General features: G+C 39.7%; 10 protein-coding genes and 2 tRNA genes. 3 read left to right on the plus strand and 9 right to left on the minus strand.

Annotated features, from left to right (window positions below):
• The 6 genes from IFO69_RS08595 to mutS form a co-directional block, all read right to left on the minus strand.
• The gene (locus IFO69_RS08595) at positions 1–705 is read right to left on the minus strand and encodes a hypothetical protein (protein ID WP_192009651.1); all 705 of its coding nucleotides are present in this window, start codon (positions 703–705) and stop codon (positions 1–3) included.
• A 117-nt stretch (positions 706–822) separates the two neighbouring features.
• On the minus strand, positions 823–1,629 hold the full coding sequence (locus IFO69_RS08600) for a hypothetical protein (RefSeq protein ID WP_192009652.1): 807 nt from the start codon (positions 1,627–1,629) through the stop codon (positions 823–825).
• 478 nt (positions 1,630–2,107) lie between these two features.
• On the minus strand, positions 2,108–2,353 hold the full coding sequence (locus tag IFO69_RS08605) for a GIY-YIG nuclease family protein (RefSeq protein WP_317173443.1): 246 nt from the start codon (positions 2,351–2,353) through the stop codon (positions 2,108–2,110).
• A gap of 36 nt (positions 2,354–2,389) precedes the next feature.
• Positions 2,390–2,473 (minus strand) — tRNA-Leu (locus IFO69_RS08610).
• Between the two features lie 99 nt (positions 2,474–2,572).
• Positions 2,573–2,645: transfer RNA gene (locus IFO69_RS08615), tRNA-Gly, on the minus strand.
• Positions 2,646–2,795: 150 nt separating this feature from the next.
• The gene (gene mutS, locus IFO69_RS08620; protein ID WP_192009653.1) at positions 2,796–5,405 is read right to left on the minus strand and encodes a DNA mismatch repair protein MutS; all 2,610 of its coding nucleotides are present in this window, start codon (positions 5,403–5,405) and stop codon (positions 2,796–2,798) included.
• 88 nt (positions 5,406–5,493) lie between these two features.
• Between mutS and IFO69_RS08625 the strand changes: the two genes are divergently transcribed.
• The 3 genes from IFO69_RS08625 (at position 5,494) to IFO69_RS08635 (ending at position 8,466) form a co-directional block, all read left to right on the plus strand.
• Complete coding sequence (locus IFO69_RS08625) at positions 5,494–6,036, plus strand: RNA methyltransferase (protein ID WP_225444053.1); 543 nt, start codon at positions 5,494–5,496, stop codon at positions 6,034–6,036.
• Positions 6,037–6,171: 135 nt separating this feature from the next.
• A complete protein-coding gene (locus IFO69_RS08630; protein ID WP_192009654.1) occupies positions 6,172–7,293 on the plus strand; it encodes a DUF4221 family protein in 1,122 nt (373 codons plus the stop codon).
• Between the two features lie 30 nt (positions 7,294–7,323).
• Positions 7,324–8,466 carry a DUF4221 family protein gene (locus IFO69_RS08635; protein WP_192009655.1) on the plus strand — a complete coding sequence of 381 codons (1,143 nt, stop codon included), beginning with the start codon at positions 7,324–7,326 and terminating at the stop codon, positions 8,464–8,466.
• Positions 8,467–8,530: 64 nt separating this feature from the next.
• On the opposite strand, the gene IFO69_RS08640 is transcribed toward IFO69_RS08635, so the two are convergent.
• The 3 genes from IFO69_RS08640 to IFO69_RS08650 form a co-directional block, all read right to left on the minus strand.
• Positions 8,531–10,132 carry a SusD/RagB family nutrient-binding outer membrane lipoprotein gene (locus IFO69_RS08640; RefSeq protein ID WP_192009656.1) on the minus strand — a complete coding sequence of 534 codons (1,602 nt, stop codon included), beginning with the start codon at positions 10,130–10,132 and terminating at the stop codon, positions 8,531–8,533.
• Between the two features lie 2 nt (positions 10,133–10,134).
• Positions 10,135–13,194, minus strand: coding sequence for a SusC/RagA family TonB-linked outer membrane protein (locus IFO69_RS08645; RefSeq protein ID WP_192009657.1), 3,060 nt, complete (start codon positions 13,192–13,194; stop codon positions 10,135–10,137).
• 636 nt (positions 13,195–13,830) lie between these two features.
• Positions 13,831–14,874, minus strand: a complete 1,044-nt coding sequence (locus IFO69_RS08650; protein ID WP_192009658.1) for an aminotransferase class I/II-fold pyridoxal phosphate-dependent enzyme — start codon at positions 14,872–14,874, stop codon at positions 13,831–13,833.
• Positions 14,875–14,895 lie beyond the last annotated feature (21 nt).

Raw genomic sequence — 14,895 nt, forward strand, 5'->3', positions numbered from 1 at the left:
TTAAGCCAGCTTTTCCAAAGCTTTTGCAGCGTAATCTCTATACCAACCTATAGGACACTCCTTCTTATAGGTGGACAAATATTCTTTTTTTAACTTCACATCATCTCGTGTATTGAGTTCTAACTGTCCCAATTTCCTATTCCAAACGCCATTTAGAGTTTCTATCTCTTCTAACGTAGTGATGGGGTCGCTAAGCTCGGTAGGAAACCCTAATCCATCAATGATCTCCTGAACATTTTCCAAATAGTCTTCATCAAAATGTTTATGGGTATCAAGCACTATTAGCCTGTATTCTTTCATCAAATCCAAAAGGTGAAACAGGCTATCGACATTCCTTCTCTTACTCACCGAAGTATCAAACCACTGCATAGCCATTTCCATGTTTCCTATCAATCTGTAACACCTTATCAATTGGGATGAGATTATGTGATACAGAAAATCATAATCATCATATGTCAACCGGCTGATGGCCTGTTCATAAAAATTGATGGCCTCCTTATAACGCCCAGCCTCCCAACTGAAAAAGCCATATTGCTGGTTTGTCCTGATAAAAAACACATCAGGATCAATTTGATCTTTAATACTTTTGAAATGGTCGTCGAGCAACTTGAATTGCTCCTCCCAGTGTCCAGATGGTATTTCAGTAAACAATTTTAACACCAACTCTTTTGGCATAAAGTCTTTTCGAAGCTGATCTAAATCCATAATCCAAAATTTATTAATCAATTCATTTAAAATCGGAATTGTAAAGTCTCCTAATATAAAAAAACCTGATAAACGATCGTTTATCAGGTCTTGGTTCATTTTATAATAGTTGGTTGTTTACTCACATTGCGTATCTTGGAGACTGGCATCCCAGCAATGATACAATTCATCGTCAAAGTGCATTTCACTCATTACCCTTCCGTAGCTCCCCTCTTTACTCCAATTAACATAGATTTTATCTCCAGAACTTACATTAGTAATCATCACACTTCTATCCATATCCATAGAGCCATCCACTTCGTAAGTAATGGAACTACCTTTATTTTCTCCTTCCTTCTCTACAGTAAAAGTAGTAGTACCCTTGGTAGCTTCTTGATCATATTCCCAAGTATTGGACAACCACACAGAAGAAGACGATGGAGATTCATACAACTCCCACGAACCCATTTCACCATTTAGTTTGGAAGTTCCTGTAAACCAAACAAAGTTGTTAACTCCTTCACCAGAAATGTAACCAGTCCAAGTCACATCCTGCCCATCGACATCAGCTGTAAGTCTTACCTCATAAGATCCTTTGCCCTCCACTTGGAAGCCTTTTTCCCAAACCCAAAGCTCTTGACTCTCATTGTATACAGCTTCTGCATCAACAGTCGCCTTAAATGCCGTCACTGGTACTGCCAAATGGGAATAAAGAATTGTACTGTACACTCCTACATTAATAGCAGCATAAGCCCAATTACCAACAGCCATTTCTCTTGATCCTTCAGAACCTTGGTCATCAAACATCGTCATGTCCGGAGCCATACTGGTTTCAGGTGGCATAGTTGGTTTTTCCGATTGTTGCCCGTTTGGCTGTTCGTCATCTTTGGTACAAGACCCTAGCAGCACCAATGCTGCCAAAAAGATTCCTATCGATTTTTTCATAGTCATGTGGTGTTGGTTTAGTTTTCAAAAGTGTTGAAATACAAAGACAGTGCCAATGCATTCATCACTAAAGATAAATCAATAAGGCAAAAACATCAATTAACCACACCTATTTGTAAACCAATAAAATAGCTTCTTAAAACAAAAAAAATGCATAGATCACCAAAACAGTTTATGAAAGAGGGCTTAGATCAAACCAAAAAGCTGATGAGGCAAGAATCTTTGAATGCTACATACTTTCTTTACAATCATCCTTTTCACCTCAGACAGATATGAGTTTGTCTTGCCATCAGGCCGGTAAACACAGAAGTAATTAAAAGCTGTGTTCATCCTTAATTTGTGGACCATCAAACTGTATACATTGCCATAAAATACAAAAAGCCCCGCAAATTGCGAGGCTTCTGTACCTGCCTTCCGGACAGGCAGGCCAGGAGCGGGAATCGAATCTACCTGGCGGTAGACAGGCCCGCACAATAACCTATAGAAAATTCTCCCTCAAAAACCGTTTTCCTGACGCTCCCTTCAAATATTTCTCATGATTCCTTGCTTCCAACCTCGTTTCAAACTGTTCCTTATAGATTAAGCGAAAGGGACGGTAGGGTTTCGTTGTCCTCTCATAGCCCAAATTATGGCGGTGTAGTCGATCCTCCAAATTAGATGTCAATCCTACATAAATATAATTTCTTACCTCACTCGATATGGCATAAACTGTATACATTGCCATAAAATACAAAAAGCCTCGCAAATTGCGAGGCTTCTGTACCAGGAGCGGGAATCGAACCCGCACGGCCTAATGGCCACAAGATTTTAAGTCTTGCGTGTCTACCAGTTCCACCATCCCGGCTTCTTCTAGTTTTCGTAGAAGTTACCTTTACTTGTTTCAAAGCTTTTTATCAAACCTTACTTCAGAAACAAGAAAGCCCTTCTTTTAAGGGCCCTTGAGAGCGAAAGACGAGATTCGAACTCGCGACCCCGACCTTGGCAAGGTCGTGCTCTACCAGCTGAGCTACTTTCGCTTGTTATGAAATCTATGACTTTGACCGTGTTATCTCCGTCATTGTGAGTGCAAATGTACGCAGCTTTTTTTAAACTGCAATAGATGCCCATAAAAAATTTCTTCTTTTCAAGCACCCAACACACTATTACACTGATTTTCAGGCAGATTTTTACTCCAACTTTTTCTTGATTTCATTTAGCTTCAACAAGGCTTCCACAGGAGAAATAGTGTTAATATCTATGGCATCCAACAACTCCTGCGCTTCTTTGAATTTAGGATCTATCTCAAAAAGGCTCAATTGGAAATTGTTTTTGGGCATATCCTTCATCTTTTCTTTCTGCTGATGCATGTCCTTGTCCTTTTCCAAATGCCCCATTATTTCAGCAGCTCTTAGCACCACAGGATTGGGCATACCTGCCATTTGGGCCACATGAATACCAAAACTGTGCTCACTACCCCCTTCTTTTAGCTTACGCATAAAAATCACCTTATCCCCCACTTCCTTCACCGACACATTGAAGTTCTTCACCTTTGGAAAATCCTCTGCCAACTGGTTGAGCTCATGGTAATGAGTGGCAAATAAGGTCTTTGCCTTGAATTTCGGGTGGTTGTGCAGAAACTCCACAATGGACCAAGCTATCGAAATCCCATCATAGGTAGATGTCCCCCGACCAATCTCATCCATCAATACCAAACTTCTATCTGAAAGGTTGTTCAAGATGCTGGCCGTTTCGGTCATTTCCACCATAAAGGTAGATTCTCCTTTGGAAAGATTATCTGAAGCCCCTACCCTTGTAAAGACCTTGTCTATAATACCTATCCTGGCATAGGAAGCCGGCACAAAACTGCCCATTTGCGCCATCAAAACAATCAGCGCCGTCTGTCTTAACAAAGCTGATTTACCCGCCATATTGGGCCCTGTGATGATAATGACTTGTTGGGAATTATTGTCCAAGTAAATGTCATTGGGCACATAATCTTCTCCGACAGGTAACTGTTTCTCAATCACTGGATGGCGGCCATCTTTGATTTCCAAAGTATCTGTATCGGCTATTTTTGGTCTACTATAACCATTCATGCTGGCTACAAGTGCAAATGAAACCAAACAGTCAACCGTGGCCAATATGCGGGCATTCTCTTGGATCTGTGTGACATATTCTCCGGCACTTTGCATCAATAAGTTGAAATACTTATGCTCCAGCACAATCAACTTTTCTTCTGCATGAAGAATCTTATCTTCATATTCCTTGAGTTCCTCGGTAATGTATCGTTCAGCATTCACCAAGGTCTGCTTTCTGACCCATTCGGCCGGCACCTTTTCTTTATGCGCATTGGAGACTTCCAAATAATACCCGAAGACTTTATTATAAGCAATCTTCAAACTACTGATACCCGTTCGCTGAATTTCCCTTTGCTGAATCTGCACCAAATAGTCTTTTCCTGAGGTAGCCAGCTTTCGGTATTCATCCAGTTCTGCATCCACACCATCACAAATGATATTCCCTTGATGTACCAGCATTGGAGCATCCTCCTTGAGCTCTTTTTCTATTTTCTCCAGTAAAAACTCACAGGAATTGATGTGATCTCCCAATTTTTTCAGGGAAGGGTTTTTCTGGCCTTTTAAAAGTTGCTTGATCGGCAAAGTACTCTTAAGTGCTTTTTTCAGCTGGTTCATTTCACGAGGATTGATTCTCGCCACGGCCACTTTTGAAATCAACCTTTCGAGATCACCTATATGCTTTAAATGAGAAAGAATCTCCTCAGACAATTCCGTTTCGGCATGGAAATGTTCTACCACTTTCAATCGTTCCTCAATAGGTGCTTTTTCTTTCAATGGCAGCACCATCCACTTTTTCATCATTCTAGAGCCCATTGGTGTTACTGTCTGGTCCAAAATGTGGATAAGTGGAACTCCTCCATCCTGTTGTGGATAAACCAATTCAAGGTTACGAATGGTGAATTTATCCAGCCACACAAACTTCTCCTCTGCAATTCTGGAAATGGAAGCAATGTGCTTCACTTCCTTGTGCTCCGTCTCTTCGAGATAATAAAGCACGGCTCCAGCAGCAACAATCCCATGTTCCAGGTTCTCAATTCCAAAACCTTTAAGGTTACTTGTTTCAAAGTGATTGGTCAGCTTCTCATAAGTATAATCATATTGAAACACCCAATCCTCGCAGTGGAAAGTCGTGAAATCATCTCGTAGCAGTTCGGCTGCCCGGGACTTATCCGCTTTTGAATAAATAATTTCAGAAGGACTAAAGCTCTGCAGCAGTTTTTCAATATAGCTACTGTTTCCCTCGGCACACATGAACTCTCCTGTGGATAAATCCAGAAAAGCGATGCCCAAGGTTTGTTTTCCAAAATAAATAGAAGCCAAATAATTGTTTCGGCGCTTATCCAACACATTATCGTTGAAGGAAAGCCCTGGTGTCACCAATTCGGTCACGCCCCGCTTTACAATTCCTTTGACCTCTTTGGGATCTTCCAGTTGATCACAGATGGCCACCCTGTTTCCGGCACGAACCAGTTTGGGTAAATAGCTGTCCAGCGAATGATGTGGAAAACCTGCCAATTCTATATGGCTGGCGGAACCATTGGCCCTTTTGGTCAGGACAATATCCAGTACCTTACTGGCTTTGATGGCATCTTCCCCAAATGTCTCATAGAAATCCCCCACCCTAAACAGCAACAATGCACCAGGATGTTTGGCTTTGATACTGTTATATTGCTTCATTAAGGGAGTTTCCTTCGCTTCTTTTGCCTTTGCTTTGGCCATCTTCTACCTGATTTAAATCTTAAATGTTACTTTTGGATATTATTCAAAGCCTGAAATTAATCGATTCAAAAAGGTAAACAAAAACCGAATGAAAAAATTAAACATGGAGGAGCTTAACCGCTTGTCTGTAGATGAGTTTAAAGCCTCAGATAAAATCCCTTTGGTCATCATACTGGATAATATCCGTAGTCTGAACAATGTAGGTTCAGCCTTCAGGACTTCTGACGCTTTCCGGATCCAGAAAATCTATCTGTGTGGAATTACCGGAACCCCTCCCCATCGAGACATTCAAAAAACGGCTTTGGGTGCAACAGAATCCGTGGCCTGGGAATACGCCACAAGCACCTTGGATGCCATCGGCAGTTTAAAGAAAGAAGGCTTCCAAATATGTGCTTTGGAACAAGTGGACAAAAGTACCTTGCTTCATGAATTCCAGCCCTCCCTTGATCAAAAATATGCTTTGGTCTTTGGAAATGAGGTTTTCGGTGTGGAAGAAGATGTGATCTTGGCCAGTGACCATGTGTTGGAAATTCCGCAGTTGGGCACCAAGCATTCTTTGAACATTTCAGTAAGTATGGGGATCACGATTTGGGACTTTGTATCCAAAATGGGAGTATTAGAGAGTAAGTAATTAATTGCTGGTCGGGAATCAAGGTCCCGGCCTGTTTCTTTTTTTAGCTTGTAATTGTGCTGTCACCCACTATAAATTGCATTGTTCACCAAAAGCCTTAGTTTTATAAGGATTTTGAACCAAAACTTCTATTTTATGAAAAAGCTATTTTTTGCAGTTTTGTCTTTCTTGATCTTTTCTTGTTCGGAAAAACCTTCTAATAAGCAAAATGTTGAAGTAAGTAAATTCTCCATTAAAATTGTAGATACATTGTTTGTAAATGCAAAAGAGGAAATTATTCTCATAGAAAACATTGATTCCAGAACAGATGTAAGTGAAGACCTTAAATTCTATTACAATTATAACCAAAAGCAACACCTCATCGACGTTATAAATCTGGATGAGATGCGCTTCGAGAGAAAGATCCAATTAGAAAGGGAGGGGCCAAATGGCACTGGAAAAATCAAGCGTATTGACTTTACCAAATCGGGACAAGTATTGATTAATAGCAAGAATAAGATCCAAGTCTTTAATTATGGTGGGGAAAAAATCAAGCAGATACGCTTAGATAATGACAATTTGAAAGGTGATTCCCTTGTAGGACGTGAGTATATCGATACCTTTTTTGGAATACTAAGTGATGACGGACGGTATTGCTATACTATTTATTTCAAGAATTTTTTCGAACCAGGTGGTGTGGCTATAATTAACTTAAAGGACCAAACGTTTACGAAACGACCAATTATAGGTCTCGATAAAATAAAGGAATTTAAGGTTTCATACAATGGAACATACGGAAGGGTAGTTGGTCCAGGATTATTTTTCAAAGGGCATGACAACCAAATACTAATATCCAATGATTATATCAATGAGTTATATGTTTATGACATTGCTAATGACTGCACCTATCACCACACCTACAAAAGTAATTTTCTAAAAAATTATAATTCCAAACCTAGTAAACAGCAAACCAATTCCATAAAGGAATTTAAAAGTCTACTCGATGAAACGGGAAATAGCATAAGGTTACGTCAAATCATCCCTGACCCTACACACAAACGATATTATAGATTCTCAAAGGGTGAAAAGTTAGAAGGAAATCGGAGTTCAATGGTTTTAACGGTCTTTGATGAACAATTCCATCAGGTATTCGAAACTGATAATATTTCCTTAAACAGCTACATCGATGTCAGTTTTGTCAAAGATGACAATATTTTTGTTTTAGAAAATATAGAAGATGAAATGGCCTTTGTGGTAATGAAGATACAAGAAATCTAAATCAATATTTCAACCTTTATTCTTTTTACAATGATGAAAAAACTACTTTTTGCCGCTTTACCTTTTTTGATCTTTTCCTGCTCTGAAAAATCCTCCAAGGTCACTTCAAGTTTGTCTGAAAATGCAGAGAAGAAATTTACTCTAGAAGTACTGGACACCCTTTTTATCGACTCTGGAGAAAACATAATTTTAATTGAAAATCAAGTTCCTAGAACTGACTTTAGTGATGATTTGAACTACTATTTTAACTATAACCGCAAACAAAACCTCATCGATGTCATCAACCTCAATACGCTAAAGTTGGATAAACAAATCCCCTTTGACACAGAGGGACCAAATGGCACCACCAGCAATGTGTCCAGTATAGATCATTTTGGTCATGGAAACTTTATGATCAACAATTTCGGTGACGGGATACAAATTTTCGACAGAAATGGACAAAAACTGGAGAACTTTAAATTGAACAATGATGACCTCAAAGGAGATAGGCTTAGCATAAATGAAAGAATAAACACTTTCGGCACGATAGACCCCATAACATATAAATACTATTCAATATATGGACACGGCTATGGCGAACCTCACGGTATTGCTGTAATTAACATAGAATCAAAAAGTTTGACAAAAAAGCCTATTAAAGGGCTTGATGCCATTAAAGCTTACAAGGTGGAATTATTAAGTGATGGGGGCAGGATGTCCAGAAACTCCTCGATATACTTTCAAATGGTAAACGATAAGATCCTTATCTCCAACGGATCCGTTAATGAACTTTTTGTTTACGACATGAAAAATGATACCACCATACATCATTCATTTGAAAGTAAGCTAACAGCCAATAGACAACCAAAACCAAGCAAGAACCTGGTACATTCCAAAGAAGAATTTAATAAAACATATTTAGAAACTGAAAATGTGGTTAGCTTCAAAAATTTCATTGCAGACCCAGGGCATGAAAGATATTATAGAATTTCTATCGGAAAAGGTTCTCTCAACATGCAAGAATGGACTTATGTCCTAACGGCTTTCGATAAAAATTTCAACCAAATCTCAGAAAATGAAATTCCAAACGAACACTATTCAACCAACAATTTCATAAAGGACAATAAAATATTCTTCCAACACAATATTGAAGACGAACTGGCCTTTGTGGTTATGGCAATCAAAGAAATTTAAATCAACCATACGAAAAAAGGAGGGCCAAAACCCTCCTTTTTACAATTCTATTCCCTATTACTTACTACTGGGCATCCCACCAAACGGTATTGACCCAGGTATCTCCACCCATTCTGGAGATGGCGTTTTGCAAGTTGGTACTATTGGTCGTGCTCTCAGAGGCTGGATAAGGCTGTCTCCTTGGAATCTGACCACCAGAGAAATTACCAGTGTAATTTATAGGGGTCAATTCAGGATAACCCGAACGCTTCCAGTTGTTCCAAGATTCCACAAAGTTCACCTGAATACCCGTTGTCGCCCAGATCTGCATATTGATCATCTCTAAAGCGGCATCAGTCGTGCTCATATCCAACGGATTGGCTTCTGCATAAGCTTGCGCGGCGGCCGAAGAGACTGTTCCTCCACCAAATTTACCTACAGTGGTCATGGCTCCCAAAACACCTGCTTCATAATGCTCAGCAGCAGTCATTGGAGTGGTATAACCTCTTACCGCAGCATCAGCCAATAGCAACTGGACTTCTGCATACGTTAAGATAAACACCGGAGCGTCTCTATCTCTATAGATCGCTGTCGGTCTAGAATAGGCACCAATTGGAGTCGCATCATCCCCTGTTCCTGTTGGACCTGGGAAATTAGGCTCATTGGAGATATCTGTAGCTCCGCCCTTAATATCAAAACCGTTTGGCATACCGATTTGTACGGCAGGATCATTATTACCTACTACATTACCATTTCGATTGGCTGCAAGACCTGCTGGTGGCACTTCTGCGATCACTGCCAATCTAGGATCATTGCTGGCCTTCATGTAATCAATCAAAATATTTGACCAACGAACCTCATAGATATCATCCACTACATTCAGGGCATTGGCACTGGAGTTGGAATAGCCATTGGCCTGGTCTGACACCAAAACCGCTTCATCAGCTGGAGAAGCAAATACACCTCCAGCAATTGCCTTTTGTACATAGCTTTGGGCAGTGGAAGGATCAACCTCTACCAATCTCATCGCCATTTTAAGCATCAATGAATAACCAAATTTCTTCCATTTGGCTACATCTCCGCTATAAAGCACATCGTTCTTGATTTGATCTCCACTTGTACTCAATGTAGTCAATGCAGTTTCAAGATCAGCCAACATCGACATATACATGACATCCTGAGAATCATAAACAGGTTGGGTGATCCCTTCTTCGGCCTTTAAAGCCTGTGAATAGGGAGCGTCTCCATAGATGTCCGTCACAAAGGAAAGAATCAACACCTTCATAATTCCACCTACCGCATTCAGGTTGGTAAATCCTTTCTCCATGGAAAGTTTCTGCATTTGGTTGACCCTAGAAGCTGCGGAGTAACCATTGCTCCAAACATTTTGGATATAGCTGTTAGTACTTCCTGAAGGTACATACTTGTCAGCATTGGAGTAATAGTTTGCACCTCCCGTAGAAGTGGAAGACATGACTTGCACCCACATACTTTGGAAAAGAATCGCACCAGTATAACCAGTGATCATGTTTCCATAGTCATAAGATACCGTTGGCAAAATAAGATTGGGGTCAAAAACGTCCCCATCAGCCCTGTTTGGATCAGTGTTGATTTCTTCAAAATCACCGTCACAGGCAGTGGTTGCCAGAAATAATCCTGTTAGGAATATGCTTATATATCTTTTCATAATCAGTCCAATTTGAAGTTAAGGTTAAACCCGAAAGATCTGGTACTCGGCAAACTGGTTCCTTCAATACCAGTATAATTGATGTTTGAACCAAAGCTTGCTTCAGGATCAATATTGTCCGCTTTTCGCATCAAAATGGCCAAGTTCCTACCCACCAATGAAACATTCATTCCTCCCAACACTGGGGTATTGGCAAACCATTTGTCAGGGAAAGTATAACCAAGTGTTACTTGTCTCAACTTGATGAAGTCTCCATCAACCACACTCGTGCTGGTCACATTCTGTACCAATGCTTGGTAATAACTTTGTGCATCGGCGGTCACACCATTGGTAGTGACACCGTCTTCCCGGCCCACAAGCGTGTTTTTGTGAAGGCCTCTGAAATGGGAGTAGAACTCTGTAGCTGATAATACTTTGTTTCCAAAATTATAATCAATCAAGAAAGCAAAGTTTACCTGCTTGAATCTGAATTCGTTATTCCACCCACCATATACAGTTGGCAATACAGAACCATAACTTTTCAATTCACCTCTTACTGGAAGTCCACTGGCATCTACCATAATATCTCCATTGCCATCATAAGCATAGTCATAGGCTCTTATTTGAGGTCCAGATTCTCCCACCACATACGCGGTAACGGCATTGCCCAAAGTGGCCCTGTTCTGTCCCAGGTTGACTGGATTATTGTTGTCATCCGTACTCAACACCTCATTCTTCACATTGGTGAAGTTAAAGGAAGAAGTCCAACTGAATGTTGGAGTTACAATAGGAGAACCTGAAACCAACAATTCCAAACCTTTGTTACTGGTAGAACCTGTGGCAACAACAGCACTGGTAAAACCAGAAGTAACACTCAAGTTAGCATTCATGATCTCGTCATGCGTAGTTTTATTGAAATAAGCCACATCAAATGATAACCTTCCTTTGAAGAAACTCAAATCCAAACCAAATTCCACTTCGTCTGTGGTAAATGGTTTAAGGGAAAGGTTTGGTAATGCCGTTGGGGAAGATCCTGCAGGGACACCATTATAAGAGTTGGCTGAAGTATAATAAAACTTACTTTGATAAGCATCAAATGGCTCTCCACTGGTCACCGCATAAGAAGCTCTTAACTTACCAAAATCAAGCGCACTGACATTCAGGAACTGACTGAATATAAAGGCCATACTCACCGACGGAGAGAAGATATTGTTATTATCTAATGGCAAGGTACTGTATACATCGTATCGTCCAGTAGTGGTCAAAGTCAAGAAGTCTTTATACGCAAAACCTAAGGAATAATATGCGGAGTTGACTTCCCTTTCATTGTAATCATATGATCTTGAGAAAGTCTCTACGTTAAATGGAGAATATAAATAAGGAAGAACAAATCGGCTACCTCCTACTCCTACAGTTTCAAACTTATTGTTCCGCTTATTGGCCCCTAAAACCGCATCCAACTCGATATCCTCAGTCAAATCAACCGTTGCCCCAAAAATAGCTTCTAAGTTCAATTCTGATCTTTCAGACTGGCCTCTTGAATTCAAATTACCTTTTAAATCAGCCGAATAAGCCAAACCATAAGGATCAACGCTGAAGAACTTGTCATTAGAAACATCATTACCTAATCTCAGCATGGCATAAATCTTATTTGTAAAGTTATACTTAGCAGATAAGGCACTTATCGTACGTCTTCTTCCCAAGTCATTCTCTCCTTGATTGACGATAAAATAAGGGTTGGTTACATAAATATCATCACTAAAAACAGTTTCAGCGCCTGTATCTGGATTGTATCCAGGAGCATAAATGCTAGGATTAATATTTGGAGCCAATAGCAAGAAATTGTTCGGATTTTTAGGTCCATCGCTCAGGAAAGGAATGTTATCGGACTGCTGATCTATGTAGTTGATCATGGCAGATACATTTAACTTATCTGTCAAATTCTGCTCCACATTCAAGTTAATGGTATTTCTCTTTATTCCACTTTTGGGAACAATTGAATTCGCATTGAGATTAGACAATGACAACCTGAAGGAGCCTTCTGCAAAACCTTTGGAAACCGAAACGGTATTGGTCAGGTTAGTACCCGTTTCATAAAAATCAATATAATTTTCGCTTGCTGGTGAATAAGTGTACTGATCGCCATTAAAGCCTATTACCTGACTACCATCCATTCTTGCTCCCCAAGCTAACCTACCAGTGGTCTTTGCATCATCAGCAGTAGTTGGCTTGATACCACCAGTACCTTGACCATATTCATTTTGGAAATCTGTAAAATCCACCGCTTGTTCAGCCATAAAGTTCATGGTATAGTTCAATGACCAATCACTGCCTTTTTTACCTTTTTTTGTGGTGATCAAAATCACCCCATTGGAAGCTCTTGAACCATATAGTGCGGAAGCAGATTGACCTTTTAGCACCGTCATGGTTTCGATATCATCCGGGCTTAGGTTACCGATACCGTCACCGTTATCTCCACCTCCCCATTGGGTCGCCGCACCACGTTGTGAGTTGTCCATCGGAATACCGTTAATCACATAAAGTGGAGAACCTGTACCACTGATACTAGGCAAACCTCTTAGGGTAATTTTAGCAGTACCGCCCGGCCCACTATTGGTGCCTTTCACTACCAAACCTGCCACACGGCCAGCTAGGGAATTGGCTACGTTGGTTTCACGGGCTTTGTTCAAGGTCTCACTGCCTACTTCCGTTACGGAGTAGCCTAGCTTTTCTTTTTCCTTACTGATACCTAAGGCAGTTACCACCACTTCTCCCAATTCTTCACTGTCCTGTACCAAAGCAACATTGATGGTGCTTTTTCCCGCAACAGAAACTTCTTGGGTTGTATAACCAATAAAGGAATACACTACAATGGCATCTTCAGGTACACTCAATGAATATTTACCGTCAAGGTCTGTAGATGTTCCTGATGATGTTCCTTTTACGAATACGTTTACTCCGGGAATGGCAGAACCATCACTCACATCAGTAACAGTACCCGTAATCGTTTTGGTCTGCGCCCAGAGTGCATGACTGAACAGCACTAGCGCAAACAACAATAGGGCATGTAATTTTTTTTTCATAGGTTGTTAATTAAGAAATTTGATAAAATAGGTGATCATGGTTTTGTTAAGAGACTTATTAACATAGACTGAAATCAGCCCAACCTTGTACTCAATAGTTAAGACAAAATGGGTACTGCAAACTTTTGATTTTCCGATAATCATGGATATTGCCCGAAAATCATTCAAATCTTAACCTATATAAAGTTATCAAAAGGTTTCTAAAAAGAAAATGTTTTTTATTTAAAAAATTTACATTAAATATTCTGACATATCTAAATTTTTAAGTTATTTATTTCTTTAAAATTTCCATCTTCGAACAAACATGTAATTTTAACTTGCTAATTTTACCTATCACTATTTTTACAGAATTAAAAATTATTCTCTTTTCAATTTACTATTTGCAAAAAAAACAATATTAAAATGATTTATAGATGCCATATTGTCAATATTTTGGATATTAAAAAGTTAATCAATGTCTTTAAAATTATTTAAAATCACCAAAATAAATCTAAAAACACCTGTTACTTAAATCGAAATTTTTCTCCCTTAATCTCTTTTCGATTTATACAACCAACCTTTCGGAAATCGTTTCAACCATTTTAAAGAACATAGGTAAAAAATTCTGCCTTTTTTTAAATATCCATTAAGGTCTTTCTACATGACCGTAGCCAATCTTTCTAAATCAGATTGCTGATGATAAGCTGAAATAACGATCCGGTCGATTGGTGGATCCTCAGCTCTCGGGTATGAAAAAGAAGAAATGATAATTCCTTCTTCCAGTAGCTTGGTAGCCCAACCTCTTTCCTTAAAAGTCACCACAGGAAAATGCTCTTCATAACTTAATCCAGGCAAATCCTTTATCCTACGGTAAAATAAAGCCATATTTTCCTTCAAAAGTTGCTGCCGTTGATAATAGAGATTTTCTGCATCCAAAAAAGCCTGGCAATATCCAGGTGCAGGAGGAGAAGCCCCCATAAAAAGTGGACTTGATCGCACTTTTCCTATAAATTTGGTGTCACCTAAAATAATCCCCGCAGGAATAGCCAAGGCTTTTCCCAAAGACCCCGCTACAACTAAATTCACAGGCAAACCATTCCATTGCGAATAAGTCCCATAAATCTCTCTCCCTAGGATACCAAAAGCATGACTATCGTCTATCAATAAATAATAGGTATTCTCAGGTGACAAAGATCTAACCCATTCAAAATTATGTACAGCAGGTTTCATCGTATCTACCGCATTGGATAGGATCGCCACAGTCTTTCCCTGCATATTTTGGCTTTTCTTGATACAATCTGTCGTAAATTCTAAAAATGTTTTATCCTGATTATAAATTAAATTAGGTGGCAAAATCGCTGGATGGGCATCAGGTGCCGCCCACATTTCATCAGCCATGTCTCCCAGAAGGGTATGACAAATATATCCCGTCATAAACCCACTGCTGAGCAAGGCTGCATAAGGTGCTCCAGCTTTTTTGGCAAAATGCCCTTCCAATTGATCATATACCTCCAACTGCACATTACTAAACCGACTGGCTCCGTGATTGGGACCGTATTGCCGTATTCCTGCTGTGATCAAATCCTCAAATTTCTGCACATTGCCCATCCCCAAATAAGCAGTACCACTGAAATATAGGTAATCTCTTCCTTCCCAAGGAATAGCCCGATCGATTTTATGCGCTATAGGATGATGAGACATATAAAATTATGACCAATGTAC

Origin of the sequence: Echinicola arenosa (assembly GCF_014841125.1) — a bacterium.
GTDB classification, from domain to species: domain Bacteria; phylum Bacteroidota; class Bacteroidia; order Cytophagales; family Cyclobacteriaceae; genus Echinicola; species Echinicola arenosa.